The sequence below is a fragment of the Mesorhizobium sp. BR1-1-15 genome (genome assembly GCF_020165475.1).
GTDB lineage: Bacteria > Pseudomonadota > Alphaproteobacteria > Rhizobiales > Rhizobiaceae > Mesorhizobium.
The window spans coordinates 311,879-334,736 of sequence record NZ_JAIUIF010000003.1 but is presented as its reverse complement, the minus strand read 5'-3'; the positions used below and the strand labels follow the sequence as shown (position 1 = coordinate 334,736).

General features: G+C 63.6%; 27 protein-coding genes and 1 tRNA gene. 17 read left to right on the top strand and 11 right to left on the bottom strand.

Annotated elements, in window-relative coordinates; all coding sequences use genetic code 11:
• Positions 1-272 precede the first annotated feature (272 nt).
• The 5 genes from ccmA (at position 273) to LB541_RS07840 (ending at position 2,627) form a co-directional block, all read left to right on the top strand.
• A complete protein-coding gene (ccmA, locus tag LB541_RS07860; RefSeq protein ID WP_140554796.1) occupies positions 273-881 on the top strand; it encodes a heme ABC exporter ATP-binding protein CcmA in 609 nt (202 codons plus the stop codon).
• Between the two features lie 196 nt (positions 882-1,077).
• A complete protein-coding gene (gene ccmB / locus LB541_RS07855) occupies positions 1,078-1,743 on the top strand; it encodes a heme exporter protein CcmB (RefSeq protein WP_140492261.1) in 666 nt (221 codons plus the stop codon).
• Positions 1,730-1,879 carry a hypothetical protein gene (locus LB541_RS07850; RefSeq protein ID WP_181170857.1) on the top strand — a complete coding sequence of 50 codons (150 nt, stop codon included), beginning with the start codon at positions 1,730-1,732 and terminating at the stop codon, positions 1,877-1,879. The genes ccmB and LB541_RS07850 overlap by 14 nt, the downstream gene beginning before the upstream one ends.
• Positions 1,876-2,049 carry a heme exporter protein CcmD gene (gene ccmD / locus LB541_RS07845; RefSeq protein ID WP_140492264.1) on the top strand — a complete coding sequence of 58 codons (174 nt, stop codon included), beginning with the start codon at positions 1,876-1,878 and terminating at the stop codon, positions 2,047-2,049. Before LB541_RS07850 ends, ccmD begins: the two co-directional genes overlap by 4 nt.
• Positions 2,046-2,627, top strand: a complete 582-nt coding sequence (locus LB541_RS07840; RefSeq protein ID WP_140492460.1) for a DsbE family thiol:disulfide interchange protein — start codon at positions 2,046-2,048, stop codon at positions 2,625-2,627. The genes ccmD and LB541_RS07840 overlap by 4 nt, the downstream gene beginning before the upstream one ends.
• Positions 2,628-2,653: 26 nt before the next feature.
• Here LB541_RS07840 and ppa read toward each other — a convergent pair whose 3' ends face one another.
• The 5 genes from ppa to LB541_RS07815 form a co-directional block, all read right to left on the bottom strand.
• Positions 2,654-3,187 carry an inorganic diphosphatase gene (gene ppa / locus LB541_RS07835; RefSeq protein WP_140492463.1) on the bottom strand — a complete coding sequence of 178 codons (534 nt, stop codon included), beginning with the start codon at positions 3,185-3,187 and terminating at the stop codon, positions 2,654-2,656.
• A gap of 190 nt (positions 3,188-3,377) precedes the next feature.
• Complete coding sequence (locus LB541_RS07830) at positions 3,378-3,884, bottom strand: GNAT family N-acetyltransferase (RefSeq protein WP_140492466.1); 507 nt, start codon at positions 3,882-3,884, stop codon at positions 3,378-3,380.
• Positions 3,885-4,000: 116 nt separating this feature from the next.
• Positions 4,001-4,639 (bottom strand): TPM domain-containing protein, encoded by a 639-nt coding sequence (locus LB541_RS07825; protein WP_140514007.1) that lies wholly within the window; start codon positions 4,637-4,639, stop codon positions 4,001-4,003.
• A gap of 8 nt (positions 4,640-4,647) precedes the next feature.
• Positions 4,648-5,457 (bottom strand): TPM domain-containing protein, encoded by an 810-nt coding sequence (locus LB541_RS07820; RefSeq protein ID WP_181165206.1) that lies wholly within the window; start codon positions 5,455-5,457, stop codon positions 4,648-4,650.
• A gap of 51 nt (positions 5,458-5,508) precedes the next feature.
• On the bottom strand, positions 5,509-6,144 hold the full coding sequence (locus LB541_RS07815) for a LemA family protein (protein ID WP_140514006.1): 636 nt from the start codon (positions 6,142-6,144) through the stop codon (positions 5,509-5,511).
• Between the two features lie 162 nt (positions 6,145-6,306).
• Between LB541_RS07815 and LB541_RS07810 the strand changes: the two genes are divergently transcribed.
• The 6 genes from LB541_RS07810 to LB541_RS07785 all read left to right on the top strand — a co-directional run bounded on the left by LB541_RS07810 (position 6,307) and on the right by LB541_RS07785 (position 11,571).
• On the top strand, positions 6,307-6,558 hold the full coding sequence (locus tag LB541_RS07810; RefSeq protein WP_140492477.1) for a hypothetical protein: 252 nt from the start codon (positions 6,307-6,309) through the stop codon (positions 6,556-6,558).
• 7 nt (positions 6,559-6,565) lie between these two features.
• Positions 6,566-7,450, top strand: a complete 885-nt coding sequence (pdxY, locus tag LB541_RS07805; RefSeq protein ID WP_140514004.1) for a pyridoxal kinase PdxY — start codon at positions 6,566-6,568, stop codon at positions 7,448-7,450.
• Positions 7,447-8,217 (top strand): DUF429 domain-containing protein, encoded by a 771-nt coding sequence (locus tag LB541_RS07800; protein WP_140524621.1) that lies wholly within the window; start codon positions 7,447-7,449, stop codon positions 8,215-8,217. Before pdxY ends, LB541_RS07800 begins: the two co-directional genes overlap by 4 nt.
• A 138-nt stretch (positions 8,218-8,355) precedes the next feature.
• Entirely contained in the window at positions 8,356-9,000 is a 645-nt protein-coding gene (locus LB541_RS07795) for a carbonic anhydrase (protein WP_140492485.1), read from the top strand.
• Positions 8,997-9,431, top strand: a complete 435-nt coding sequence (locus LB541_RS07790) for a nuclear transport factor 2 family protein (protein ID WP_140492488.1) — start codon at positions 8,997-8,999, stop codon at positions 9,429-9,431. The genes LB541_RS07795 and LB541_RS07790 overlap by 4 nt, the downstream gene beginning before the upstream one ends.
• Positions 9,432-9,516: 85 nt before the next feature.
• The gene (locus LB541_RS07785) at positions 9,517-11,571 is read left to right on the top strand and encodes a M3 family metallopeptidase (protein ID WP_224618134.1); all 2,055 of its coding nucleotides are present in this window, start codon (positions 9,517-9,519) and stop codon (positions 11,569-11,571) included.
• Positions 11,572-11,684: 113 nt separating this feature from the next.
• Here LB541_RS07785 and LB541_RS07780 read toward each other — a convergent pair whose 3' ends face one another.
• From LB541_RS07780 to LB541_RS07765, 4 genes are all read right to left on the bottom strand, one after another.
• Positions 11,685-13,211 (bottom strand): M81 family metallopeptidase, encoded by a 1,527-nt coding sequence (locus tag LB541_RS07780; RefSeq protein ID WP_140492494.1) that lies wholly within the window; start codon positions 13,209-13,211, stop codon positions 11,685-11,687.
• Between the two features lie 95 nt (positions 13,212-13,306).
• Entirely contained in the window at positions 13,307-14,131 is an 825-nt protein-coding gene (locus LB541_RS07775) for a carbohydrate ABC transporter permease (protein WP_140580200.1), read from the bottom strand.
• Positions 14,128-14,997, bottom strand: coding sequence for a carbohydrate ABC transporter permease (locus LB541_RS07770; protein ID WP_140580199.1), 870 nt, complete (start codon positions 14,995-14,997; stop codon positions 14,128-14,130). Before LB541_RS07770 ends, LB541_RS07775 begins: the two co-directional genes overlap by 4 nt.
• A gap of 126 nt (positions 14,998-15,123) precedes the next feature.
• The gene (locus LB541_RS07765; protein ID WP_224618133.1) at positions 15,124-16,356 is read right to left on the bottom strand and encodes an ABC transporter substrate-binding protein; all 1,233 of its coding nucleotides are present in this window, start codon (positions 16,354-16,356) and stop codon (positions 15,124-15,126) included.
• A 281-nt stretch (positions 16,357-16,637) separates the two neighbouring features.
• Between LB541_RS07765 and LB541_RS07760 the strand changes: the two genes are divergently transcribed.
• Genes LB541_RS07760 through LB541_RS07750 form a run of 3 tightly spaced genes read left to right on the top strand, consistent with a single transcriptional unit; the run spans position 16,638 to position 19,384 of the window.
• On the top strand, positions 16,638-17,408 hold the full coding sequence (locus LB541_RS07760) for an SDR family oxidoreductase (RefSeq protein ID WP_140580197.1): 771 nt from the start codon (positions 16,638-16,640) through the stop codon (positions 17,406-17,408).
• A 2-nt stretch (positions 17,409-17,410) separates the two neighbouring features.
• Positions 17,411-18,478, top strand: a complete 1,068-nt coding sequence (locus LB541_RS07755; RefSeq protein WP_224618132.1) for an ABC transporter ATP-binding protein — start codon at positions 17,411-17,413, stop codon at positions 18,476-18,478.
• Positions 18,479-18,502: 24 nt separating this feature from the next.
• Positions 18,503-19,384 (top strand): MurR/RpiR family transcriptional regulator, encoded by an 882-nt coding sequence (locus LB541_RS07750; protein ID WP_140492512.1) that lies wholly within the window; start codon positions 18,503-18,505, stop codon positions 19,382-19,384.
• 3 nt (positions 19,385-19,387) lie between these two features.
• On the opposite strand, the gene LB541_RS07745 is transcribed toward LB541_RS07750, so the two are convergent.
• Together LB541_RS07745 and LB541_RS07740 are read right to left on the bottom strand one after the other, a co-directional pair.
• A complete protein-coding gene (locus LB541_RS07745) occupies positions 19,388-19,705 on the bottom strand; it encodes a DUF167 family protein (protein ID WP_224618131.1) in 318 nt (105 codons plus the stop codon).
• Between the two features lie 13 nt (positions 19,706-19,718).
• Complete coding sequence (locus tag LB541_RS07740; protein ID WP_140492518.1) at positions 19,719-20,009, bottom strand: YggT family protein; 291 nt, start codon at positions 20,007-20,009, stop codon at positions 19,719-19,721.
• Positions 20,010-20,145: 136 nt separating this feature from the next.
• Between LB541_RS07740 and LB541_RS07735 the strand changes: the two genes are divergently transcribed.
• From LB541_RS07735 to LB541_RS07725, 3 genes are all read left to right on the top strand, one after another.
• Positions 20,146-20,221, top strand: a tRNA-Ala gene (locus LB541_RS07735).
• 325 nt (positions 20,222-20,546) lie between these two features.
• A complete protein-coding gene (locus LB541_RS07730; RefSeq protein WP_140524635.1) occupies positions 20,547-21,293 on the top strand; it encodes a helix-turn-helix domain-containing protein in 747 nt (248 codons plus the stop codon).
• Between the two features lie 437 nt (positions 21,294-21,730).
• The gene (locus LB541_RS07725) at positions 21,731-22,789 is read left to right on the top strand and encodes a SagB/ThcOx family dehydrogenase (RefSeq protein ID WP_224618130.1); all 1,059 of its coding nucleotides are present in this window, start codon (positions 21,731-21,733) and stop codon (positions 22,787-22,789) included.
• The last annotated feature ends 69 nt before the right edge of the window (positions 22,790-22,858 follow it).

The window sequence follows — 22,858 nt, the reverse complement described above, 5'->3', positions numbered from 1 at the left end:
CTTGTCTGTTCAGCCTGAAAGGGAACGGACGCCGATGGCATGCAATCACGCGCAAAGGTGCGGGTACGGCCATTTCCGCTGTCCGCTCCCAAGCAACCCGAGCCGTTCAAGGCGGCGCGTGCGCTGGTTCGGCGCTAGTTCTGTTCCCGCGCCGACCGCTGGCACGGATGCACCGCATATAGAGAATTTTCTGGAATAGTTCTAGACAGTTAAAAAGCAAATTTGTGCGATGCGGCAGGGGCCGAGGCGGATTGTTTCAGGGCGGGCGAGGGATGCGGCTTATCGCCGAAAATCTGGGCGGCGAACGCGGCGGCGAGACGGTGTTTTCGGGCATTGGCTTTGAGCTCGATCAAGGCCAGGCGCTTGTCGTCACCGGGCCGAACGGATCAGGCAAATCGACCTTGCTCAGGATCGTCGCCGGACTGCTGCCGAAGGCTGAAGGCAATTTGCTGATCGAGGGCGGCGGCGATGAATTTCCGTCGATCGCTTCGGCCTGCCACTATCTCGGCCATCAGAACGCAATGAAAACGGCGCTCAGCGTGACGGAAAACCTGCGCTTCTGGCGCGACTTCAACGGCGGTGGATCCTTCGGCGTCGAGGAGGCGCTGGAGACGGTCGGACTGGGCGGCATCGGCCATCTGCCGTTCGGCTATCTCTCGACCGGGCAAAGACGACGCGCGGCGATTGCGAAACTGCTGGTCAGCCACCGACCGATCTGGCTGCTCGACGAGCCGACGGCGGGTCTGGACAGGGATTCGGAGGCGCGATTCGCGGGATTGATGAGGGGGCATTGTGCGGATGGTGGGATGATCGTCGCGGCAACGCATCTGCCGCTCGGGATCGAGGGGGCGCAGACGTTGAGGATGGGGCAGGCCTTTTGATGACGGCACTCTACGGCGCCCCCCTCTGTCCTGCCGGACATCTCCCCCTCGAGGGGGGAGATCGGCTGCCAGCTTGGCTTTCGCCAATTACAACGGTTGAAAGATTGGCGCGCCACCGAAGCTGCCAATCTCCCCCCTCGAGGGGGAGATGTCCGGCAGGACAGAGGGGGGCGCTCAAGCGCGAGTATCTCATATCATGCTAGCCCTCCTCCTCCGCGATATCCGCCTTTCGATTCGGGCCGGCGGCGGGGCGCTGACGGGCGTGATCTTCTTCCTCGCCGTGATCGCCACCATTCCCTTCGGCGTCGGGCCGGACCTGAGACTGCTAGCCCGCATCGGCCCGGCGATCCTGTGGATCGGAGCACTGCTCTCTTGCCTGCTCGGCCTCGACCGGTTGTTCCAGGCCGACCGCGAGGACGGCTCGCTCGATCTCCTGGTGCTTGGCAACGACCGCCACATGCTGGCGCTGACGGTGCTCACCAAATGCCTGGCGCATTGGGCGGGCAGCGTGCTGCCGCTGGTGGTCGCCGCGCCCCTGCTCGGCCTGTTCATGAACATGGAGCCGGTCGCCATCGGCGCCACGGCGCTTACGCTGCTGGTCGGCACGCCGGCGATCACCTTCATCGGCGCCGTCGGCGCGGCGGTGGCGGTGGCGCTGCCGCGCGGCGGGCTCCTGATTTCGGTGCTGGTGCTGCCGCTGACCATCCCGGTGCTGATCTTCGGGGTTTCGGCGAGTTATGGCGCGACGGCCAATCCCGATCCGTTCCTGCAACCTTTCCTCATTCTTGCCGCGCTGACGTTGTTTCTTGCCGTGCTCGGACCGCTGGCGGCGGCGCTGGCGCTGCGCCATGGCACGGATTGAGGCGGCCATGACCGGCAAGGGCTGCGGCGCGGCGGCCAATTGCGCGGTCACCGGCGCGGGGCTAAGGGAAGGCATGATCGAGCACGGCGGAAGGATCGAATTGGCGGGCGGCATGCCGACGAGGTGGACGGCATGAGCCCGCATGCGCTCTACGTCACCGCCGCCTATGCCGTCACGGCGATTGCGCTGGCCGGGCTGATTGGCTGGATCCTGCTCGATCAACGGGCCCGCAAGCGCGAACTGGCCGAACTCGAGGCGGCGGGCGTGCGCCGACGCTCCGACAAGGGCGGGGAGCGCGTGTCATGAGCACGGATATGCCAACGCCGGCGCCGGCCCGGCGCCGCCTGTTCGTGCTGTTGCCGCTGCTGGTCTTCCTCGGGCTGGCGGGGCTGTTCCTGGCGCAGCTCCTGTCGGGGCGCGACACTTCGGAGGTGCCGTCGGCGCTGATCGGCCTGCCGGCGCCGCCGACCAACCTGCCCCCGCTGGACGGCACGAACCTGCCGGGACTCGATTCGAAATCGTTTGCCGGCAAGGTGACGCTGGTCAACGTCTTCGCCTCATGGTGCGCGCCTTGCCGCGAAGAGCACCCGGTGCTTTTGGGGCTGGCGCAGGACAGGCGCTTCACCATGGCGGCGCTGAACTACAAGGACCGGCCGGAAAACGCCCGCCGATTCCTCGGCGATCTCGGCAATCCGTTCCAGGCGATCGGCGTCGACGAGGCCGGCCGCACGGCGATCGACTGGGGCGTCTATGGCGTGCCGGAAACCTTCGTCATCGGCAAGGACGGCAAAATAGCCTACAAGCATGTCGGCCCGCTGACGGCCGAGACGGCTCGGACGCTGCTGTTGCCGCAGATCGAGAAGGCGCTGGCCGCGCCGAACTGAGGCGACTTGCCGGCCTACTTGCCGGCCTACTTGCTTGCCTTGGCCCGCTCGATCGCGTCGACGATCATCTTCTTGGCGTATTTGGAATCGTGCCAGCCCTCGATCTTGACCCATTTGCCGGGTTCGAGATCCTTGTAGTGCTCGAAGAAGTGCTGCACCTGATCGCGGGTGATCTCGGGCAGCTGCGTGTATTCGGTGACGTTCTCGTAACGCAACGTCAGCTTCGGCGACGGCACGGCGATGACCTTCTCGTCCTGGCCGGCATTGTCTTCCATGATCAGCACGCCGATCGGCCGCACATTGATGACGCAGCCGGGCACCAGCGCGCGCGTGTTGCAGACCAGCACGTCGATCGGATCGCCGTCGCCAGACAGCGTGTGCGGAACGAAGCCGTAATTGCCGGGATAGCGCATCGAGGTGTGCAGGAAACGGTCGACGAACAGCGTGCCGGCCTCCTTGTCCATCTCGTATTTGATCGGCTCGCCGCCGATCGGCACCTCGATGATGACGTTGACGTCCTCGGGCGGATTCTTTCCGGTGGCGATGGCTTCAATACGCATGATTTATCCCTCTCTCGATTGGCAGACCGATAGCGGGCGGCGCAAAATGGTGCAATGCGGCGAATGGTGCTCAAGAACGCCCAGCAAGACGCAATGGCATTCAATGCGTTCAATCATTAGCAGAAGATGTTTCAGTGTCGTGATTGCGTAGGTTGCGCTTCGCGCCGCTTACGCGATCGTTCCTCGCCGGTCATTCCCAGACGAAAGCAACCTTCTTCAGCGCCTTCTGCTCGAATATCTCGACGCCTTCGGCGATATCGCGGCCGCCGGCGCCGGAATAGAAGGCGAGCGCGTTCTGATTGTCTTCCAGCGCCCACACCACCGTGCCCTTCAATCCGTGGTCGGCAAGCCGCGCCCGTGCCGCCTTGAAAAGCCGGCTGCCGAGCCCGATGCCCTGATATTCCGGCCGAAGGTACAATTCATAGATCTCGCCCTGCTGCTTGAGTTCGCGGGCCCGGTTCTTGCCGATCGTGGCGTAGCCGGCAACCGTGCCGCCAATCTCGATCACCAGGACGGTGGCGGCGCGGCGGATGGCATTGGCCCACCAGTCGGCGCCGCGACGGTTGATCATCGATGTCAGGGTGCGGTGCGGGATGATGCCGCTATAGGCGCCGCGCCAAGCCTGCAAATGCACGTCGGCGATCGCCGCGGCGTCGCGCGATTCGGCTTTGCGGATATCGATGCTCAGCGTATTCATGATTTGTTAACCATAAACCCGCATCGCTCGAATGCAAGAGTCCGGGCAGTCCGGAGGACGCTTTCTCACAGGCCGTCATCGCCTGCGCAATGCGCGTTCGAGGCTGTCGGTTGAGCTCAAATCTCGACCAGATGATCGTCGAGCTCGTTGGTGTCGCCCGACGTGACCGGGAAGTGCTCGGCGAGCACCGCTCCAACCGATCGGATCGCCTTGACGAAGCCGTCGGCAAGCCGGTCGTCGCCGGCATGTGCGGTAAGCTCGCGCACCACATCGTCCCAGACATGCTGGCCGACCTTGGCGTCGATGCCTGAATCGGCGACCACCTCGGCGTAGCGCTCGGTGACCGAGACGAAGACCAGCACGCCGGTGCGCGCGGTCGTGCGGTGGACGTTGCGGGCCAGGAACTGCTTCAGTGCGTTGTCATGCGCGGTCTGATAGCGCAGCCGTCTCGGCACCATATGGATGCGCAGCCCCGGAAAGGCCCATAACAGCAAAAGAAAGCAGGCCAGCGCCAGAAGCTGGGCAATGACGAAGTGCGGCAGGCGGATGGTGAGCCACCAGGCCTCGAGCCCATAGGCGACGGCGAGGCTGACCAGCAGCGTGGCGAGAGCCGCCACGAAGGCAGCCGGAAAGAAGTAGTTGCCGCTGGCATGCGCCACCACGCAGTAGATTTCGCCGTCGGTCCTTGATTCGGCGGCGCGGATCGCCCCGGCGATGCGTTCATGGTCCTGCGGACTGATCGGTCGTATCGCCATGATCCCTCTCACCAGCTTCCCGAAGAGCCGCCGCCGCCGGAAGAGCCCCCACCGCCGGAGAAACCACCGCCGCTACCGCCCGAGGACCAGCCGCCGCCGCCCGACCAGCCGCCGCCACCTGACGACCAGCCGCCACCTGACGATCGCCGGCTCGGCTCGAACGTCATGCCGAGCCAGCGGTAACGGCCGGGACCGATCTTCTGGCCGAAGATCGGCGGCAACACCGAGGCCGCTATGCTGCCGAAGAAAATGAGCGCCCAGATGCCGATGAAGATGGCGAAGAACAAATCGTCGGAATTGAACGGCGCCTGCTGGTTGCGCTTGCCGCGTGCTTCCAGCTCCTCGGGATTGCCGTTGAGCACCATGATCATGTCGTCGACGGCCTTGGTGATGCCGCCGGAGAAATCGCCGGCACGGAAGGCCGGCACCATGTCGTTTTCGATGATCAGCTTGGTGTGCAGGTCGGTCAGCGTGCCTTCCAGCCCGTAGCCGACCTCGATGCGCATCTTGCGGTCGTTCGGCGCGACCAGAAGCAGCACGCCGTTGTTCTCCTTCGCCTGGCCGAGTTTCCAGAACCGGTACAGCCGGTTGGCATAGGGCTCGATCTCCTCGCCGCCGAGACTGGGAATGGTGGCGACGACGATCTGATCGGAGCCCTTCGTCTCGAAATCGGCAAGCTTCTGCGTCAGTGCCGCCCTGGTCGCCGCATCGATGATGCCTGCATTGTCGACGACACGGCCGGTCAGCGCCGGGAGCTCGGCGGCGAGGGCCGCAAATGGCACCACGAGAACGAGGAGCAGGACAGCGACGCGATACATGGCGCGTCGTCCCTCATTGGCGAGCAGGATCACCACGTCGGAATCCGGCAATCATCCGCCCTGTTTCGTGCCGAAATCGACCTTCGGCGTCTGCAATTTGTCCTCCTCGACCGTGAAATTGGCGAAGGGCTCGTTGCCGCGGAACCAGAACGTCGCCCACAGCACCGAGGGGAAGGTCCGCAGCGTCAGATTGTAGTCCCTGACCGCCTGGATGTAGTCACGCCGCGCCACCGCGATGCGGTTCTCGGTACCTTCGAGCTGCGCCTGCAGCGCCAGGAAGTTCTGGTTGGCCTTCAGGTCCGGGTATGCCTCCGACACAGCAAGCAGCCGCGACAGCGCGCTGGTCAGCCCTGCCTGGGCATCCTGGAACCTCTTGAGGGCTTCGGGATCCTTCAACGTTTCTGGCGTTACCGTGACCTGCGTCGCCTTGGCGCGCGCCTCGACCACCGCGTCAAGCGTGTCCTTTTCGTGCGAGGCGTAGCCCTTGACCGTCTCGACCAGGTTGGGGATGAGGTCGGCGCGGCGTTGATACTGGTTCAGCACCTCACTCCACGCCGCCTTGGCGTTCTCCTCCGCCGTCGGGATGGTGTTGTAGCCGCAGCCGGCAAGCAGCGGCAGCATGACGGCCATCACCAGCAAGGCGGGCAGCGTGCGGAATGTCGGGAAAGCAAGGCGCTGGGCAAACATGATCGGTCCCCTCGGTAGAAGTTGCATGCGAAGCATTACCACAATCGGCGCGCAAGAAAACGACCTCGGCGCAGACGGTTACCGATGGGGTTACGGTCGGTCGCAAGGCGCTGTAATTGACGGAGCGAACGCGGTAAGGTCGCCACGAAACAGGACAGCATCATGGTGCAGCGCCAGGACAGCGACACCGAATCGCGCCGCATCCTCGAGCGCGTCGCGCGCGAAACCGATCCGGCCGCCACTTCGCTCGCGGCGCGGACCGCGAAGGCCGTTCGCGACCACGTCGCGGCGGCCGATGCCGACCGCGCGGATCCGATCGAAGTCTGGGGCACGCGCATTGGCCGGATAATTGGGCTGCTGCTGGCGCTGGGCCTGATGGTCTGGCTCGTGCTTTTCCTCACCCGGGGCAGTTAGGATTCCAATGAGCACCGAGCAAGCCGACGCGCCGCGCGCGGTCATCGTCATTTCCAGCCATGTCGCACGCGGCTCGGTCGGCAATCGCGCCGCCGTCTTTGCGCTGGAATCGCTGGGTTTCCCGGTATGGGCGGTGCCGACAATCCTCCTGCCCTGGCATCCCGGCCATGGGCGCGCGACCCGCATCGTGCCGCCGCTCGATCAGTTCAAGGCATTGATGGCCGATCTGGAGCGCGCGCCGTGGCTGGGCGAGGTCGGGGCGGTGCTGTCGGGCTATCTCGGCGAGGCCGGCCAGGCCGAAGCCGTCGCCTCGCTGGTCGCCGCGGTCAAGGCGAGGACGCCCGACGCCGTCTATATCTGCGATCCGGTAATGGGCGATTCGGGCGGGCTCTATGTGCCGGAGCCGACGGCGATCGCCATGCGCGACCGGCTGATGCCGATCGCCGACATTGCTACCCCTAACCGCTATGAGCTGGAATGGATGGCCGGCGTGCCGTTGCCCGACCTGAAGTCGGTGATGGCCGCGGCGCTCCATGCGGGGCCTTCAACCATGCTGGTCACCTCGGCGCCGTCGATGATTTCAGGCGGCACCGGGAATCTTCTGCTCGACGGCAGCCAGGCGCTGCTCGCCGAGCACCGCGTCATCGACAAGCCGCCGAACGGTTTGGGCGACCTGACAGCGGCGGTCTACCTGGCGCGCATCCTCTCCGGCCAGCCGGCGATCAAGGCGCTGCAATCGACGACGGCGGCGGTCTACGAGATCCTGGCGCGCACGGCCAAACGCGGCGGCGACGAATTGCAGCTCGAAACCGATGCGCAGAGCCTGTCGCACCCGATGGCGATGGTGCAGCTTCGCCGTCTCACGCATCCGGGGCGGGACCGCCGCGCGTGACATCGGCCGAAGTCGTTGTTGCCGGCGTCGACGGCTGCAAGGCCGGCTGGATCGTCGTTCGACGTGCACCCGGCTCATTGCCCTCCGTCGAAATTTTCGCCAGCTTCGCCATGCTGCTCGCTGCGGTTCCCGACGACGCGATCGTCGCCGTCGACATGCCGATCGGCCTGCCTGAATTTTCGAGCAAGGGCGGGCGCGGACCGGAGGCGCAGGTCAGGTCGCTGCTCGGGCCACGCCAATCCAGCGTCTTCTCGATCCCCTCTCGTGCGGCACTCTACGCCGATACCGCCGAGTTCACTTCGATCGAAGCCTGGTACGCCGCGCACCGCCGGGCGAGCGACGTGGCCAGGACGACATCCGATCCGCCGCGCGGCGTTTCGATCCAGGCATTCGGCATCTTTGGCAAAATACGCGAGATCGATACGTTGCTGATCTCGCGGCCCGAACTGCGTGGCCGCGTCTTCGAATCGCATCCGGAAGTGGCTTTCTGTCGGCTCAACGGCGGGCAGGCCATGCTGCTGCCGAAGAAGGTCAAGGGCAGCATCAATCCGGCCGGCATGGCGGAACGCAAGGCGCTGCTTAGCCGGCACGGCTATGCCATAGACTTCCTCGATCAGGCGCCGCCGCGCGGTGCGGCCGCTGACGATTTCCTCGATGCGGCGGCGATGATGCTGATCGCCGGCCGCATCGCCGCCTGCACGGCACGGCCGTTTCCCGACCCGCCACTTACCGACGGCTTTGGCATACCGGTCGCCATCTGGGCGTGACAACATTGCCCAGCTTTGCGCCTGACGCAGGGCATTTCTCACCAACCCCACAATTCTGCATTGCTCGCGACGGGCTTTTACCGCTAGAGCGTTTTCTCGACCGCAACGAGCTGCCGCCTCCAACCCGGAAAGCCGCCCATGCCTCACCTTCCCGACCACCTTCTTGCCGGCTACCGCAATTTCATGAACGGTCGCTATCTCACCGAGAGCGGCCGCTATCGCGAGCTCGCCCGGGAGGGGCAAGCGCCGGAAACCATGATCGTCGCGTGCTGCGATTCCCGCTCGGCTCCCGAGGCGATCTTCGACGCAGGGCCCGGCGAACTCTTCGTGCTGCGCAATGTCGGCAATCTGGTGCCGCCTTACGAGCCGGACGGCGAGTTCCACTCGACCTCGGCCGCGCTCGAATTCGCGGTGCAGAGCCTCAAGGTCAAGAACATCGTTGTCATGGGCCATGGCCGCTGCGGCGGTATCCGTGCCGCGCTCGACGCCAATTCCGCGCCACTGTCGCCGGGCGATTTCATCGGCAAATGGATGAGCCTGATCGCGCCGGCCGCCGAGACCGTGTCGGCCAGCACCTTCATGACTGCGACGGAGCGCCAGACGGCGCTGGAGCGCATCTCGATCCGCTATTCCCTCGCCAATCTCAGGACCTTTCCCTGCGTCTCGATCCTTGAGGGCAAGGGGCGGCTGTCGCTGCACGGTGCCTGGTTCGACATTTCGACCGGCGAGCTCTGGGTGATGAACAAGGAAACCGGCGATTTCGAGCGCCCGGTGCTGGAGTGACCGAAACGGCACGCCAGGCAATGAACATCCGGCCGGTCATGTTCACCGCCGCCGCACTGCTGATGGCGATAATGGCCGCCCGCGCCGATGACGGCGCCATCATCAGCCGGTGGTATTCGGCCCTGCTGGTCGCCGACCGCACCGAACTTTCCGACCTGCTCGCCGACAATGTGCGCATCGAACTCGATGACCTCGGCATTGTGCAGGGAAAGCAGGAGTTCATCGCCTCGCTCGACGAATGGAAAGGTGCGGTTGCGGGTGCCGCGATCCGACACCGGATCGAGAAGAACGAAGGCGGCGTCACCACGGTGATCGCCTGCTACGACTTCCCCGACAATGACATGCTGATGCATGAGACGTTCGCCATAGCGGGCGACCGCATCACGGCCAGCACGCAGAAAGCGCTTGCGGAAAGCTGCGAAGCCTACTGACCGGCAGCGCTGTTGCGCGCGCCGGACGAGCGCCCTACATCGGTGATTTCAGCCCCTCCCGACCTGCCAGCCCGAAAGACAATCCATGCCCGCCACGAAAGCCGTCGACCTCGCCGCCCATCCGCTGACCACGTGGCAAGGGCCACTCGGCCTGCCCGATTTCGCCCGATTTGGCGACGACGAGTTCGCACCCGTCTTCGACGCGGCGCTGAAGGCGCATGAGGCCGAGATCGAGGCCATTGCCGCGAACGAGGATACGCCGACCATCGAGAACACGCTTCAAGCCCTGGAGCTCGCCGGCGAGGCGCTCGACCATGTCTCGTCGATCTTCTGGTGCCGCGCCGGGGCCCACACCAACGAGGATATCCAGACGCTGGAGCGCGACATCTCGCCAAGAATGTCGAGGCATTTCTCGGCGATCTCGATGAATGAAAGGCTCTTTGCCCGCATCGACGATCTTTACCAGCGCCGCGAGACGCTCAAGCTCGATGCCGAGACGCTGCGGGTGCTGGAAGAGACCTGGAAGGGTTTTGTCCGCTCGGGCGCGAAACTCGACGCCGAGGGCAAGAAGCGGCTGGCAGGGATCAACGAGGAGCTGTCGTCGCTCGGCACCAGCTTCGGCCAGAACGTGCTTGCCGACGAGCGCGACTGGGCGCTGTTCCTGGACGAGGCCGACCTGGCCGGACTGCCGGATTTCGTGAAGAGCTCGATGGCCGAAGCCGCCGAGATGCGCGGCCAGAAAGGCCGCTACGCCGTCACCTTGTCGCGCTCGATCTACGAGCCGTTCTCGACCTTCTCGGAGCGCCGCGACTTGCGAGAGATCGCCTTCCGCGCCTTCACCATGCGCGGCCAGAATGGCGGCGCGACCGACAATACGGCCGTGGTGCGCGACATGCTGAAGCTGCGCGCCGAGAAGGCGAAGCTGCTCGGCTACGGCTCCTTCGCGGCGCTGAAGCTCGACGACACCATGGCCAAGACGCCCAAGGCGGTGCACGACCTGCTCGATCCCGTCTGGGAAAAGGCGTTGGAAAAGGCCGCCGCCGACCAAAAGGAGCTGGAACGGCTGGCGGCGGAAGCCGGCAGCAACGAAAAATTCGCCGCCTGGGATTGGCGTTTCTACCAGGAGAAGCTGCGCGCGGAGAAATTCGCCTTCGACGAGGCGGAATTGAAGCCCTATCTCCAGCTCGACCGGATCATCGATGCCTGTTTCGACGTCGCGACAAGACTGTTCGGCATCACCTTCGAAGAGAGGAAAGGCATTGCCGCCTGGCATCCGGACGCGCGTGTGTTCGTGGTGAAGAATGCCGATGGCAGCGAGCGCGGCCTGTTCCTGGCCGACTATTTCGCGCGGCCGTCGAAACGCTCCGGGGCCTGGATGAGCGCACTGAAATCAGGCTACCGCCTGGGCCCCGGCGCGAGCCCGATCATCTACAACATCATGAATTTCGCCAAGCCGCCCCTGGGCGAGCCGGCGCTGCTGTCGGTGGACGAGGCGAAGACCTTGTTCCATGAATTCGGCCATGCCCTGCACGGCATGCTGACCGACGTCACCTGGCCTTCGGTGTCGGGCACTTCCGTCAGCCGCGATTTCGTCGAACTGCCCTCGCAGCTCTACGAACACTGGCTGACCGTGCCGGCGGTGCTGGAAAAGCACGCTTTGCATGTCAAGACCGGCAAGCCGATGCCGAAGGCTCTGCTCGACAAGATGCTGGCGGCACGCACTTTCGGGGCTGGCTTTGCCACGGTGGAATTCACCGCCTCGGCGCTGATCGACATGGCCTTCCATGCAAGGCCCGACGCGCCTGAGGAGCCACTTCGTTTCGAGGCCGAAACGCTCGAAAAACTCGACATGCCCGACACCATCGCGATGCGCCACCGCACGCCGCATTTCGGCCATGTCTTTGCCGGCGAGGGCTATTCGGCCGGCTACTATTCCTACATGTGGTCGGAAGTACTCGACGCCGACGCCTTCGCCGCTTTCGAGGAGACGGGCGACCCCTTCAATCCCGCGCTGGCCGAGCGGCTGAGAAAGAACATCTATGCCGCCGGCGGCTCGAAGGATCCGGAAGAACTCTACACCGCGTTTCGCGGCAAGATGCCGTCGCCGGAAGCCATGATGGTGAAGCGGGGGCTGGTGTAGGGCGAGCCTTCCCTTCTCCCCTTGTTGTGGGAGAAGGTGGATCGGCGCGCAGCGCCGAGACGGTTGAGGGGTGTTCCAGCGGAGTGAGGCGTGGGTGTTCCCTGGAACGCCCCTCATCCGTCGCCTTCGGCGACACCTTCTCCCACAAGGGAAGAAGGGGGAGCCTTGTCCTTCCACGGATCCGCCACCCTTGGCCAGATCGCCCGCTTCAGTTTCCTGTAATCCGTCACCGCCGGATTGCTGGGATACGCGCTCGGCGCCGAGAGATAGATGATCTCGGCGGCGATCGGTTCGAAGCCGGCGTAGAAATGGTTGGTCGATTTGATCAGCAGCATGTCCTTGGCCAGCGGATCGACGCCGATGTTGGAAAAAATGTCCGGTTCGAAGGTCTGCGTGCGGTTGGTGTTGAGGATGATGTCGACCTCGGTGCCCTCGATGCGGATCAACGCGGCGGGCCCGAGCGTCACCCGGCTCGGCCCGAAGCTCTGCCAACCTTCGGCGAGAACTTTCAGCACCATGACGCGGGCGTCGATCGGCTCGCCGGCCTGGGGACCGGCCTTGCCGCCGAAACGCAGGTCGATGACGGCGCCCTCGCCCGCGGCCCGGCAGAAGGTCACGGCGACCGGATCCCAGATCGTCGCCACGCCGACATTGTCGATGCCGCGGGCCAAAAGCTCCCGCAGCACGATGGTGCCGTCACCCGGCACGCCGCCGCCCGGATTGTCCCAGATGTCGGCGATGACCACCGGCCTGCCGCGCTTTTCAGCGTGCACCGCCAGCGCCCGATCGATGCCATCGCCGGCGCTCAGCATCGTCATCGCCGTCTTTTGGCGCATCGCGTAGAGCTCGCGTCCCAGCGTTTCGGCCAGCGCGTCGCCCTTGGCCTTGTCATTGTCGGTGACGACGAGGATACGCGTGCCCATTTCGGGCACATCCGCCGCCATGAAGCCATGGATGACCGAAACCGACAGCACGCCGTCCCTGCCGTGCAGCGCCTTGATACGGTCGACGAAGGAGCGCATCGGTTCGCGGCTGGTCGGCAGCACCTGGATCATGCGGCAGTCGAAGGTCGAGATGACGGGCTTGATCTCGCCACGCGCCGCGGCGAGGCCAAGCTCGACGACATGTTCGCCGCGTTCGTAGAAATCGGTGTGCGGGAATTCTAGGAAATAAGCCATGACGTCGCACGCTGCCACGCGCTTCGGCGTCAGGTGGCTGTGCGGGTCGAACTCGCAGGCGATCACCACCTTCGGGCCGACGATCCCGCGCACGCGTTCGAGAAGGTCGCCTTCGCAATCGTCATAGCCCTGCGCCACCATTGCGCCGTGCAGTCCGAGGATAACCGCTTCGACCGGCAGTGCCGCCGTGAGCTGGGCGAGGATCTCGTCGCGCAGCTCCTCGTATGTCTGCCGCTGCACCAGGCCGCCGGGTTCGGCCCAGGTGGCGGTGCCCTCGATGACGTCGAGCCCCTCGCCGGCCGCGCGCCGGCGCAGGGCGACGATCGGCGAGGAGCACAGCGTCGGCGTCTCCGGATGCTTGCCCGGCCCGGCATAGAAGGCCATCTCGAACGATGCCCTGTCGGTCGGCACCGGCGAAAAGGTGTTGGTTTCCGTCGCCAGCGAGGCGGTGAAGATGCGCATGAAAGCTCCGTGGACAGGTTACTCTTCGTTCTCGCAATTCCGGACGGAAAACCGCCACACACTTTTTCAATGGAATTGCTATTTCAATGGAATTGCTATTTGACGGCCCCGAGCGCCAGCCCCCGCACGAGGTAGCGCTGCAGCCAGATGAACAGGATCGCCACTGGCAACGTCGCCAGCAGCGTGGCGGCCATGACGTGATGCCATTCGATGGTGTAGCGCCCGGCGACCAGCGAGAACACCTGGATCGGCAGCGTATAGCTCTCCTGGCTGCGCAGCATGGTGAGCGCCACGACGAATTCGTTCCAGGCGTTGATGAAGGTGAAGATGGCGGTGACGGCAATGGCCGGCAGGCAGAGCGGCAGAAACACTTTGCGCAGCGTCAGCCAGCGGCCGGCGCCTTCCATCCAGGCCGCCTCCTCGAGATCGCGCGGGATGGTGTCGAAATAGCTCTGCAGCATCCACACGGTGAAGGCGACGTTGAAGGCCATGTAGATGAAGCCGAGCGCGGTCGTCGATTCGACCAGCCCCCAGGCGGCCATCAACCGGAACAGGCCGAGCACCAGCACGATCGGCGAGATCATCTGCGAGATCAGCAGGAACTGGCGGAAGGCGCTGTAGCCGGCAAAACGAAAGCGCGACATGGCATAGGCCGCCGGCACGGAGATCAGGATAGCCCCGACGGTGGCGATCACCGAGACATAGAGCGAATTGGCGAGCGCCCGGCCGAAGCCGGTCGCCACCCACATGTCGGCAAAATTCGACCAGCGGAATTCGCTCGGCCACCATGTCGGCGACAGCACCTCCTGCCGCGGCTTGACCGCGGTCAGGAACATCACCGCGAAGGGGAAGACCGTCACCACGATCAAAGGCGCCAGCAGCAGCCAGGCGATGACGGTACGTTTCAGCTTGCTCCTCATACGCGCTGCTCCCGCATGGCGAGGCGCACATAGATCATGGTGAAGACCAGCAATATGGCGAACATCACCAGCGACACGGCGGAAGCCTCCCCCAGTTTGCCGATGCGGAAGGCAAGCTTGTAGAGGTGAGTGACCAGGATGTCGGTCGAGTTGGCCGGCCCGCCCTGCGTCATTACCCAGATGATCGGGAAGGAATTGAAGACGTAGATGGTGTTGAGCACGATGGCGATGTTGATGAACGGTTTCAGGAGCGGAAAGGTGATTTCGCGGAACTGCTGTGCCGGCGTCGCTCCTTCGAGCGCGGCGGCCTCGTAGAGATCGTCCGGAATCGAAGACAGGCCGCCGAGGAAGATCGTCGTGGTGAACGGCACCGTCACCAATATGCCGATCAGCACCTGCATCGGGAACGCCGTCTCGGCGCTGGCCAGCCATTGGACATTGTGATCGATCAGGCCGAGGCCGAGCAGCGCCGAATTCAGCATGCCGCTTTCGCCGCTCAGCGCCCAGCGCCAGACCACCGCCGTCATGGTCAGCGACACCGCCCAGGGCAGCATGATGATGACGCGGGCAAGGCCGCGGCCGTAAAAATCGGTGTTGAGGATGATCGCGACCGGGATCGACAGAAGCAGCGCGCCGCCAACCACCAGCACGGTCCATATCCCCGTGCGCCACAGTGCCGCGACGAAATCGGGATCGGTGGTGAGGGCGGCGAAATTGGCAAGGCCGCTGAATTCGCGCAGCTGGCCGAAGCGGTTGACGTCATGCGTGGCGATCTGGATCAGGTCCCAGACCGGCCAGAAGATCACGATTGCCGCCAGGAACAGGCTGGGCAAGGTCAGCAGATAGGGCAAGAAGCGATTTTGCATCGGCTGGCCTGCAACCTCGGCGCACGGGATCGGAAGGTTCTGCTTATGCGGATTTCGGATCGGGAGACCAAAGATGTGGCGCGCCCCGCCTGAGTGGGGCGCGCCACGGGCGCAGGGAGATACGCCCTATTTCTTCAGCACGGCGTTGGCCTTCGCCGCCGCATCCTTCAAACCTGCCTCCGGGTCGCCGCCGAGGTATATCTTCTGGATCGCGTCCGAGGTGATCTGGGCGATCTCTTCCCAGCCCGGGATGACCGGCGCGAAGCGGGCATCGGGCAGAAGCGCGGTGAAGGCGGCGAGGTCGGCATTGTTGACGTAATAGTCCATCTTGGCCTCTTCCTTGTTCACCGGCAGGAAGCCCTCGCCTTGCGTGAACTTGGCGCGCTGTTCCGTGGTGAACAGGAAGTCGAGCAGTTTCCAGGCCTCGTCCTTGTTCTTGGAGTTCTTGAACATGATGATGGAATCGGTGACGCCATAGGTGCCGCGCTCGCCGGTCGGGCCGGCGGGTATAGCCGCCACGCCGTATTTCAGGCTCGGCGCCTCTTCCTTGATCTGGTTGGACAGGAAGGGTGCGGTGATCATCATGCCGACCTTGCCCTGCTTGAACAGGTTCTGAACGTCCTCACGGTTGTTGGAGGTGACGCCGGGCTCCGTCAGGCCCTCGTCGATCATCGACTTGTAGAGCTTGGCGGCTTCGAGCGCGCCAGGCGTGCTCAAGCCCGATGTGCCGTCCTTGTTGAGGATCTCGGTGCCGTATGACCACATCGCATAGTAATAGTAGACGTCGGTCTCGATCTCCTTGCCCTGCAGGCCGAAGCCGAATGTGCCGGACCCCAGCGCCTTGATCTTGCGGGCGTCCTCCTGCAGCTCGGTCCAATCGGCCGGAGGCTTGGCGATGCCTGCCTTCTCGAACAGCTCCTTGTTGTAATACATGGCGCGCGCCGAAGCGGCGATCGGCAGGCCGTAGGTCTTGCCGTCCATGATCGAAGGCGACAGGAACGTGTCGATGAAACGGCCCTTGAAGTCTGGCGTGATGTAGCTGTCGAGCGGCTCGGCGACGTCCTGCTGCACGAAGTCGATCAGCCAGCGCGTGCCGATGATCGAGAGATCCGCATTGGTGCCGGCGGTGATGTCGGTGGTCAGCTTCTGCAAGAGCACATCCCACGGCACCACTTCGAACTTGACCGTGATGCCGGGGTTCTTTGCCTCGAACTCCTTCTTGACCTCCTCGAAGTAGGGGCCGGTCTTGGCGCTGTATTCGGCGACGGTGACGCGCACCTCGCCGGCTTGCGCCTGTGCCGCGAAGGCCAGCATGCTCATTCCGGCCATCAAGCCGACAGTCCATTTCGCAATGCTCATCCGATCTCTCCCATTTTGTTCCGCGCTTTTGCGCTCCTCACGCCGATGTTGGCGCAGGATTATGTGACTTTCCTACATTATCGAGGATCTGGCCGCACGCAAGCAGATTATCGTGTTGCTTAATTACATTCCATTCACTAGCCTGCCGGCATCTACCTAGAGCAGTTCCCCGTTTCACAGAAAACGGAGAACCACTCTAACTCTTTGTTTTGACGCAATTCCGGACGGAAAACCGTATACACTTTTCTGGAATTGCTCTAACTGCCGGAGGAGCAAGCGCCGTGGTTTCGAAAGCCGAATTCGAAGGCCGCACTGTCGTTGTCACGGGCGCCGGCGGTGGCCTCGGCTCGGCGATCGTCGCGTTGCTGGCCGGAAGAGGCGCGCGGGTGGTCGGTTGCGATCAATCGGAGGAGGCGTTGGCAAGCCCGCACCTCGCCTCGCGCCATGTCTTCAACCTTCTCGACCGGGTTTCGGTCGAGGCAGCCGTCGCGGCCGTGCTCGACAAGGACGGCGTGCCCGACATCCTGATCAACAATGCCGGCTGGACGCGCGCGGAGACGCTCGGCGCATTGACGACCGACAGGATAGGGCAGGAAGTCGACCTCAACCTGACCGGCGTGATGACTTTTGCCGACCCGCTGGTCAAGGCGATGGCGGCGCGCGGTTCGGGCAGCGTCGTCTTCATTTCTTCCGTCAACGCCATCGCCCATTTCGGCAACCCCGCCTATGCCGCCGCCAAAGCCGGTATCAACGCCTATGCCAAGGCGATCGCCGTCGAGCTCGGCCGCAGCGGCGTTCGCGCCAATGTCGTCTGTCCGGGATCGATCCGTACCGCCGCCTGGGACCATCGCCTGGCCAAGAACCCCGACATTCTCGGCAAGCTCCAGCGGCTATATCCGCTCGGCCGCATCGTCAATGCCTCGGAGGTGGCGGAAGCCGTGGCGTTTCTTGCCTCCGACCGGGCGTCCGGCGTAACGGGCGTGGTGATGCCGGTGGATGCCGGCCTGACCGCCGGCTGCCTGCCGTTCATCGACGACATAGTGGGAGCGTGACCATGACCGACGTCCAGTTCCGCGGCCTTTCGAAATCCTTCGGCCAGCACAGCATCCTCGAGAATATCGACCTCGACATCGAGAGCGGCGAATTTGTCGTGCTGGTCGGCCCGTCCGGCTGCGGCAAGTCGACCTTGCTGCGCATGCTGGCCGGACTGGAAACGATAAGCTCGGGCGATCTCGTCATTGGCGGCGTGCGCGCCAACGACCTGCCGCCGCAGCAGCGCAACATCGCCATGGTCTTCCAGTCCTATGCGCTGTTTCCGCATCTCAAGGCCTCCGACAATATCGGCTTCGGGCCAAAAATCCGCGGCGAGAGCCGCGCCACGGTCGAGGACAAGGTCAAGAAGGCATCCGGCGTCCTCAACCTGTTCTCCTATCTCGACCGTTACCCCCGGCAATTGTCGGGCGGCCAGCGCCAGCGCGTCGCCATGGGCCGCGCCATCGTGCGCGAACCCTCGGTCTTCCTGTTCGACGAACCTCTGTCCAATCTCGACGCGCAGTTGCGGGTGCAGATGCGCACCGAGATCAAAGCGCTGCACCAGAGACTGAAATCGACGGTCGTCTACGTCACCCACGATCAGATCGAGGCCATGACCATGGCCGACCGCATCGTGGTGATGGATCGCGGCCGGATCCAGCAGGTCGGGCCGCCACTGGAGCTCTATGACCGGCCGGCCAACAAGTTCGTTGCCGGCTTTCTCGGCTCGCCCTCGATGAGTTTCGTTTCCGGGTCCCTCAAGACGACGGCCACGAACAGCTGGTTCGAATCGACCGGCGGCGGAAGGCTTGCGCTTGGCGGCAAAGAGGTGCCGACAGGCGGTGCGGTGGAGGCCGGCATCCGGCCCGAACATTTTGTCATCGGCGAAGCTGCCGACGCGATGACCATCAAGGTGGACGTCGTCGAGCCGACGGGCTCCGAAACCCATGTCTACGGCGCCATCGGCAGCGATACGGTGCGCGTCGTCTTCCGCGACCGGATGCAGGTGAAGCCGGGCGACCGCCTGCCGGTCTCGGTCGAGCCGCGCAACATCCATCTTTTCGAGAAGGCGACGGGCCTGCCTCTATGAAAGCACAAGCGTGAAGACAACGGCATGAAGACACCGGCCGACATCATCACCCGGTTGCAACTGATGTCGCAGGACGGCACCAAGTCGGATCGTCGGCTGGCGGGCCTGGTCCTGTCCGATCTCGATTTCGCCTCCAAGGCGGCGATCTCGGAGATCGCCGCGCGCGTCGGCGTCAGCGAGCCGACGGTGACCCGCTTCTGCCGCAATCTCGGCTGCGAAGGCCTGCGCGACTTCAAGTTCTACCTGGCGCAGGCGATCGCCATTGGCGGACAGTATCTGTCGCCTGAGCCGCTGAGCCGCGACGCCCGTGAGCAGCGCATCGCATCGGCCATCACCGAGGCGGCGATATCGGCCATCCAGCGCGCCAGCGAAAACCTCGACATGACGACGCTGGTCGATGTCGCCGCGCGCATTGCCACGTCAGGCAACGTGCTGTGTGTCGGCTCCGGCGGCATTTCCTCGATGATGGCGACCGAGATGCAGAACCGGCTGTTCAGGCTGGGCCTGCCGGTGCTGGCGCAGATCGACGGGCAATTGCAGCGCATGTACGCCGCCGTGGCCACGCCCGACACCACGCTGGTCGCCTTCTCGGTTTCCGGCTATGCACGGTCGGTCATCGAGGCGGTGCAGGTCGCGCAGCAATATGGCGCCACAACGGTCGCCGTCACCGCGCCGGACTCGGCATTGGCCAGGGCCGCCGACACCGTCATCCATTTGCAGCCGCTCGAGGACGGCAACATCTACAAGCCGACATCGTCGCGCTATGCGCTGCTGGCGATCGTCGACATGATCGTCACGTCGGTGGCCGAGACGCGCGGCCCGAAGGTGCTGGAGAATTTGCGCCGCATCAAGCAGAGCGTGAACACGCTGAAGGTCGACGATCCGCGTTTGCCGCTGGGCGATTGAACTTCAGGCCGAAGCACTGAGCGCCTCGATGCGCTGCATCAGCACCTGGGGTTCGCCCGTCACGCGCAGCGTCTTGAGCCGTGCCGTGCCGCCGACGACAACCGAAACGGCCGAGGCCGGCACTCCAAGCGTCTTGGCGGCCAGCTTCTCCAGCGCTCGATTGGCGGCGCCGTTTTCGGGCACGGCGCGGACCCGTGCCTTCAAATGGCTTCGCCCATCAGCCGATGTCTCTATGCTTTCGAACCTGTCGATGGAAGACTTCGGTGTCAGCCGGACGAACAATTCGATGCCGTTCTCGCGGATGCGGAACGGGGCACTCATGCGAGCATCGGGTTCACAGCACCAGCGGTGCCACGGTGGTGAGCAGGAACTGCCTGAGGAAGAACAGGATCAGCAGCAGGATGATCGGCGAGATGTCGATACCGCCAAGGTCCGGCATGAAACGTCGGATCGGCCTGAGCGCCGGTTCGGTCAGCCGGTAGAGCATATTGCCGATGCTGCCGACAAACTGGTTGCGCGAGTTGACGACGTTGAAGGCATAGAGCCAGGAAAAGATCGCCGAGATGATGATGACCCACCAATAGAGGTCGAGCGCCATGACGATTGTTTGAATGAGGGCGAGCATGCCGGTCTCCAATTGTTGCCGACATGTAGCCATTGCGCGCGAAACCGGCAAGGGCAGGCTTCGGCCGCCAGGATTTCGGCAAAACGTCGCCTTGACAGAAAACTGCCGTGCCCGATAAATGCGCCATCCGCTGGACGGGGCTGTAGCTCAGCTGGGAGAGCGCGTCGTTCGCAATGACGAGGTCAGGGGTTCGATCCCCCTCAGCTCCACCAGCGGGATAGTCGTTTTCTTCTCTTCGCTGCATTGCAACAGCCGAACCCACGTCGGTGGCTACGGTGCGAAATGTCACGACACTGGCGCCCTTTTCCGTCCATCATGAAGGATTGCGAGAGCCTTCCGGGGCAAACGCCTGTCAATTGGACTTATGGCGGTGATCGCTATGGAATCGCGCTATTTTTTTTGGAATCCACCCCATTAGAGTGACATTACCAAATCAGTTTTTTCTGTGTGTTGTAGCAAGGCGTTTCGGTGGGGGCGGCTGACGGCGCTATACGGATTTGGAAGTCGATATGAAGAACCCGCCCGCGGAAGCAAAACGTGTCAATTCGCGAGTATCTCGCTGCAAATCTCAGACGGCTCTGTAAGGAGCATGCCTCGGTAAGCGCGGTATGCCGGGAACTGGGCATCAATCGCACGCAGTTCGAACGCTACCTTCAGGGACAGACCGTTCCGAACAAGGCGACAGCCAAGCTGATCTGCGACTATTTCCGCATCGACGAAGCCGAATTGTACCGGGAACCGGGCGCGCCGAAGCCTGCGGTTCGTGGCCTGCCACCGATTTCCGAAAGCCTGTTCAACCAAATGATCCGGCCGCCCGCCCCGTCGATCGCGGGCGGCACCTACTTCACCTATTTTTCGATCCCGGCCCGCCCCGACCTGTTGATGCGGTCGGTGACCTTCGTGCGGCGCGACGCCGAGCTGGTGACGTTCCGAAGGGTTACCGGATGGTCGGAGCGCCGGGGAACGACATGGGCGCGGGCGCGCGGCAATCATTACGGCGTGGCGATCTCGCGCCTGAACTGGATCTACTTCAGCGGCGTCAATCGCCGCCAGACCGGTGAACCATCGCTGATCTCGGTGCAGTGGGCTCCCATCTCGGAACCGGTACTGATTGGCAAGGCCATGCTTCTGACGGAAGCCGGGCCGGCCTTCGTGTCGGTCATCATGCGGCAGGACGTATCCATCGGCCCGCGGCAGGCGATCCGCATGGCGCACGTCGTCAAGCTCGACGACCCGAGCCTCGACCAGCTCGTGGTCAGCCTCGCTCGGGAGGGGCTGGACTGATCGCGTCAGAATCTTCCCTTTTACGCTAAATAAGAATAACTCTATCCGGAAATAGCGTATGCCGGCAGTCATCTACTCCGTATGTGAGTAAAATCGATTTTTTGTACTTTAGTGCTAAGAAAGATAATTTAGATTAATGCAGTTTTACTACCATTTTAACAAACCATTAACTCTTTCGATCTTACCTTCCGCCCGTGGATCCCGTTTTTGGGGATCTTTTCAACAGATCCCATTTGGGGGTCAGGAAGGGATGAAAATGGCGAAGAAAGTGAACACTGCTCCGAAGCTGACGATTGCCGCAGGCACCCAGACCGTCTTCTTTTCGCAGGGCATGCACTACAACAAGCGCTGAGCTGCCCGAGGCGCCGGCGACGGTTGTTCGTCGGCGCCTCGCCTTCGCAATAACATTTCTGCATTCGGCTTTCGGCATCATGAAAATGCGCTCCGCAAAAACGCTTGTCTTCTACCCCGGCGCCAACAAGGTCACGGCGTGCAATTTCCTGACCAGAAGCGTCTTCGAATGCAGTTCCGAGGTGATCGGTCTTCTCGCATCCTGGGACAAATGGGCATCCGCCGCGGAGATCGCGCGGGACCACGGATGGTCGCGATCAGAGCTGGATGCCGTCATCCCCCAATTGCTCGATTTTTCCGCACTGGTGACCGCCGGGTCGCAACTGGCCGAACAGGAGAGCCAATTCTCGGGACAATGGAACTGGGGCATTCCGACCGCGCTGATGCATTTCTGCGTCCAGGACAGCGAGTTCATGACCATCGAACAGGCAGAGGCACGGCAGATCGAACGCGCCGGTCACACCGTGCAGCCCGACCTCGTGCTCAGGAATTCCGCGGCGGCCATCCGGCTGCCGGACGCGCTGGACGACAATGAACTCATTGCCCTGATGGCGCAGCGTCGCACGAACCGAACGGCGGCGGCGCCCACCATCACCGCGAAACAGCTTTCCGACTGTCTGTTCGCGGGCATGGGCATCACCGGCGAGACCAGCAACTGCGTTGGCGCCCTGCCGCTGGGCATGACCCCTTCCGGCGGCGCGAGAAACCCCTACGAAGCCTATGTGGTCGCGCCGGCGGTGGAAGGGCTGGAGCCCGGCGTCTATCACTACTCGGCTGTCGGACACGATCTTGAAAGGATTTCGGCGAACCACCTGCCGAAAGTCTCCGAGCTGGTCGGCGGACAGGAATGGGCCGACCCCATGCCCTGCCTGGTCCTGCTCTGCGCAAGGCTCGACCGCACCATGTGGAAGTATGAGGACGCCAACGCCTATCGTGTCGTGCTGATCGAAGCTGGCCATATCGGCCAGAACATGATGCTTGCAGCGACCAGGCACGGCCTGTCGGCCTGCCCGACCGCGGCGCTCAGCCACTCGGCGATCAAGCGCCTGCTCGGCCTCGACCGGCTCACCGACGCGCCCATCTACGCCTTGACACTGTCTATCCCGGAAACCGATCCGCGCCCGGCAGCGGGGTCGATCAATTAGCCGATTGATTATGTTCAGAGTGCCCGGTGAGGGGGTCCCCTGAATTCCACCACATCACAGGAGCAGCAA

Coding starts and splice junctions, on each gene's coding strand:
- ccmA (WP_140554796.1), top strand. CDS start 273: ATGCGGCTTATCGCCGAAAATCTGGGCGGCGAACGCGGCGGCGAGACG.
- ccmB (WP_140492261.1), top strand. CDS start 1,078: ATGCTAGCCCTCCTCCTCCGCGATATCCGCCTTTCGATTCGGGCCGGC.
- LB541_RS07850 (WP_181170857.1), top strand. CDS start 1,730: ATGGCACGGATTGAGGCGGCCATGACCGGCAAGGGCTGCGGCGCGGCG.
- ccmD (WP_140492264.1), top strand. CDS start 1,876: ATGAGCCCGCATGCGCTCTACGTCACCGCCGCCTATGCCGTCACGGCG.
- LB541_RS07840 (WP_140492460.1), top strand. CDS start 2,046: ATGAGCACGGATATGCCAACGCCGGCGCCGGCCCGGCGCCGCCTGTTC.
- ppa (WP_140492463.1), bottom strand. CDS start 3,187: ATGCGTATTGAAGCCATCGCCACCGGAAAGAATCCGCCCGAGGACGTC.
- LB541_RS07830 (WP_140492466.1), bottom strand. CDS start 3,884: ATGAATACGCTGAGCATCGATATCCGCAAAGCCGAATCGCGCGACGCC.
- LB541_RS07825 (WP_140514007.1), bottom strand. CDS start 4,639: ATGGCGATACGACCGATCAGTCCGCAGGACCATGAACGCATCGCCGGG.
- LB541_RS07820 (WP_181165206.1), bottom strand. CDS start 5,457: ATGTATCGCGTCGCTGTCCTGCTCCTCGTTCTCGTGGTGCCATTTGCG.
- LB541_RS07815 (WP_140514006.1), bottom strand. CDS start 6,144: ATGTTTGCCCAGCGCCTTGCTTTCCCGACATTCCGCACGCTGCCCGCC.
- LB541_RS07810 (WP_140492477.1), top strand. CDS start 6,307: ATGGTGCAGCGCCAGGACAGCGACACCGAATCGCGCCGCATCCTCGAG.
- pdxY (WP_140514004.1), top strand. CDS start 6,566: ATGAGCACCGAGCAAGCCGACGCGCCGCGCGCGGTCATCGTCATTTCC.
- LB541_RS07795 (WP_140492485.1), top strand. CDS start 8,356: ATGCCTCACCTTCCCGACCACCTTCTTGCCGGCTACCGCAATTTCATG.
- LB541_RS07785 (WP_224618134.1), top strand. CDS start 9,517: ATGCCCGCCACGAAAGCCGTCGACCTCGCCGCCCATCCGCTGACCACG.
- LB541_RS07780 (WP_140492494.1), bottom strand. CDS start 13,211: ATGCGCATCTTCACCGCCTCGCTGGCGACGGAAACCAACACCTTTTCG.
- LB541_RS07775 (WP_140580200.1), bottom strand. CDS start 14,131: ATGAGGAGCAAGCTGAAACGTACCGTCATCGCCTGGCTGCTGCTGGCG.
- LB541_RS07770 (WP_140580199.1), bottom strand. CDS start 14,997: ATGCAAAATCGCTTCTTGCCCTATCTGCTGACCTTGCCCAGCCTGTTC.
- LB541_RS07765 (WP_224618133.1), bottom strand. CDS start 16,356: ATGAGCATTGCGAAATGGACTGTCGGCTTGATGGCCGGAATGAGCATG.
- LB541_RS07755 (WP_224618132.1), top strand. CDS start 17,411: ATGACCGACGTCCAGTTCCGCGGCCTTTCGAAATCCTTCGGCCAGCAC.
- LB541_RS07750 (WP_140492512.1), top strand. CDS start 18,503: ATGAAGACACCGGCCGACATCATCACCCGGTTGCAACTGATGTCGCAG.
- LB541_RS07745 (WP_224618131.1), bottom strand. CDS start 19,705: ATGAGTGCCCCGTTCCGCATCCGCGAGAACGGCATCGAATTGTTCGTC.
- LB541_RS07740 (WP_140492518.1), bottom strand. CDS start 20,009: ATGCTCGCCCTCATTCAAACAATCGTCATGGCGCTCGACCTCTATTGG.
- LB541_RS07725 (WP_224618130.1), top strand. CDS start 21,731: ATGCGCTCCGCAAAAACGCTTGTCTTCTACCCCGGCGCCAACAAGGTC.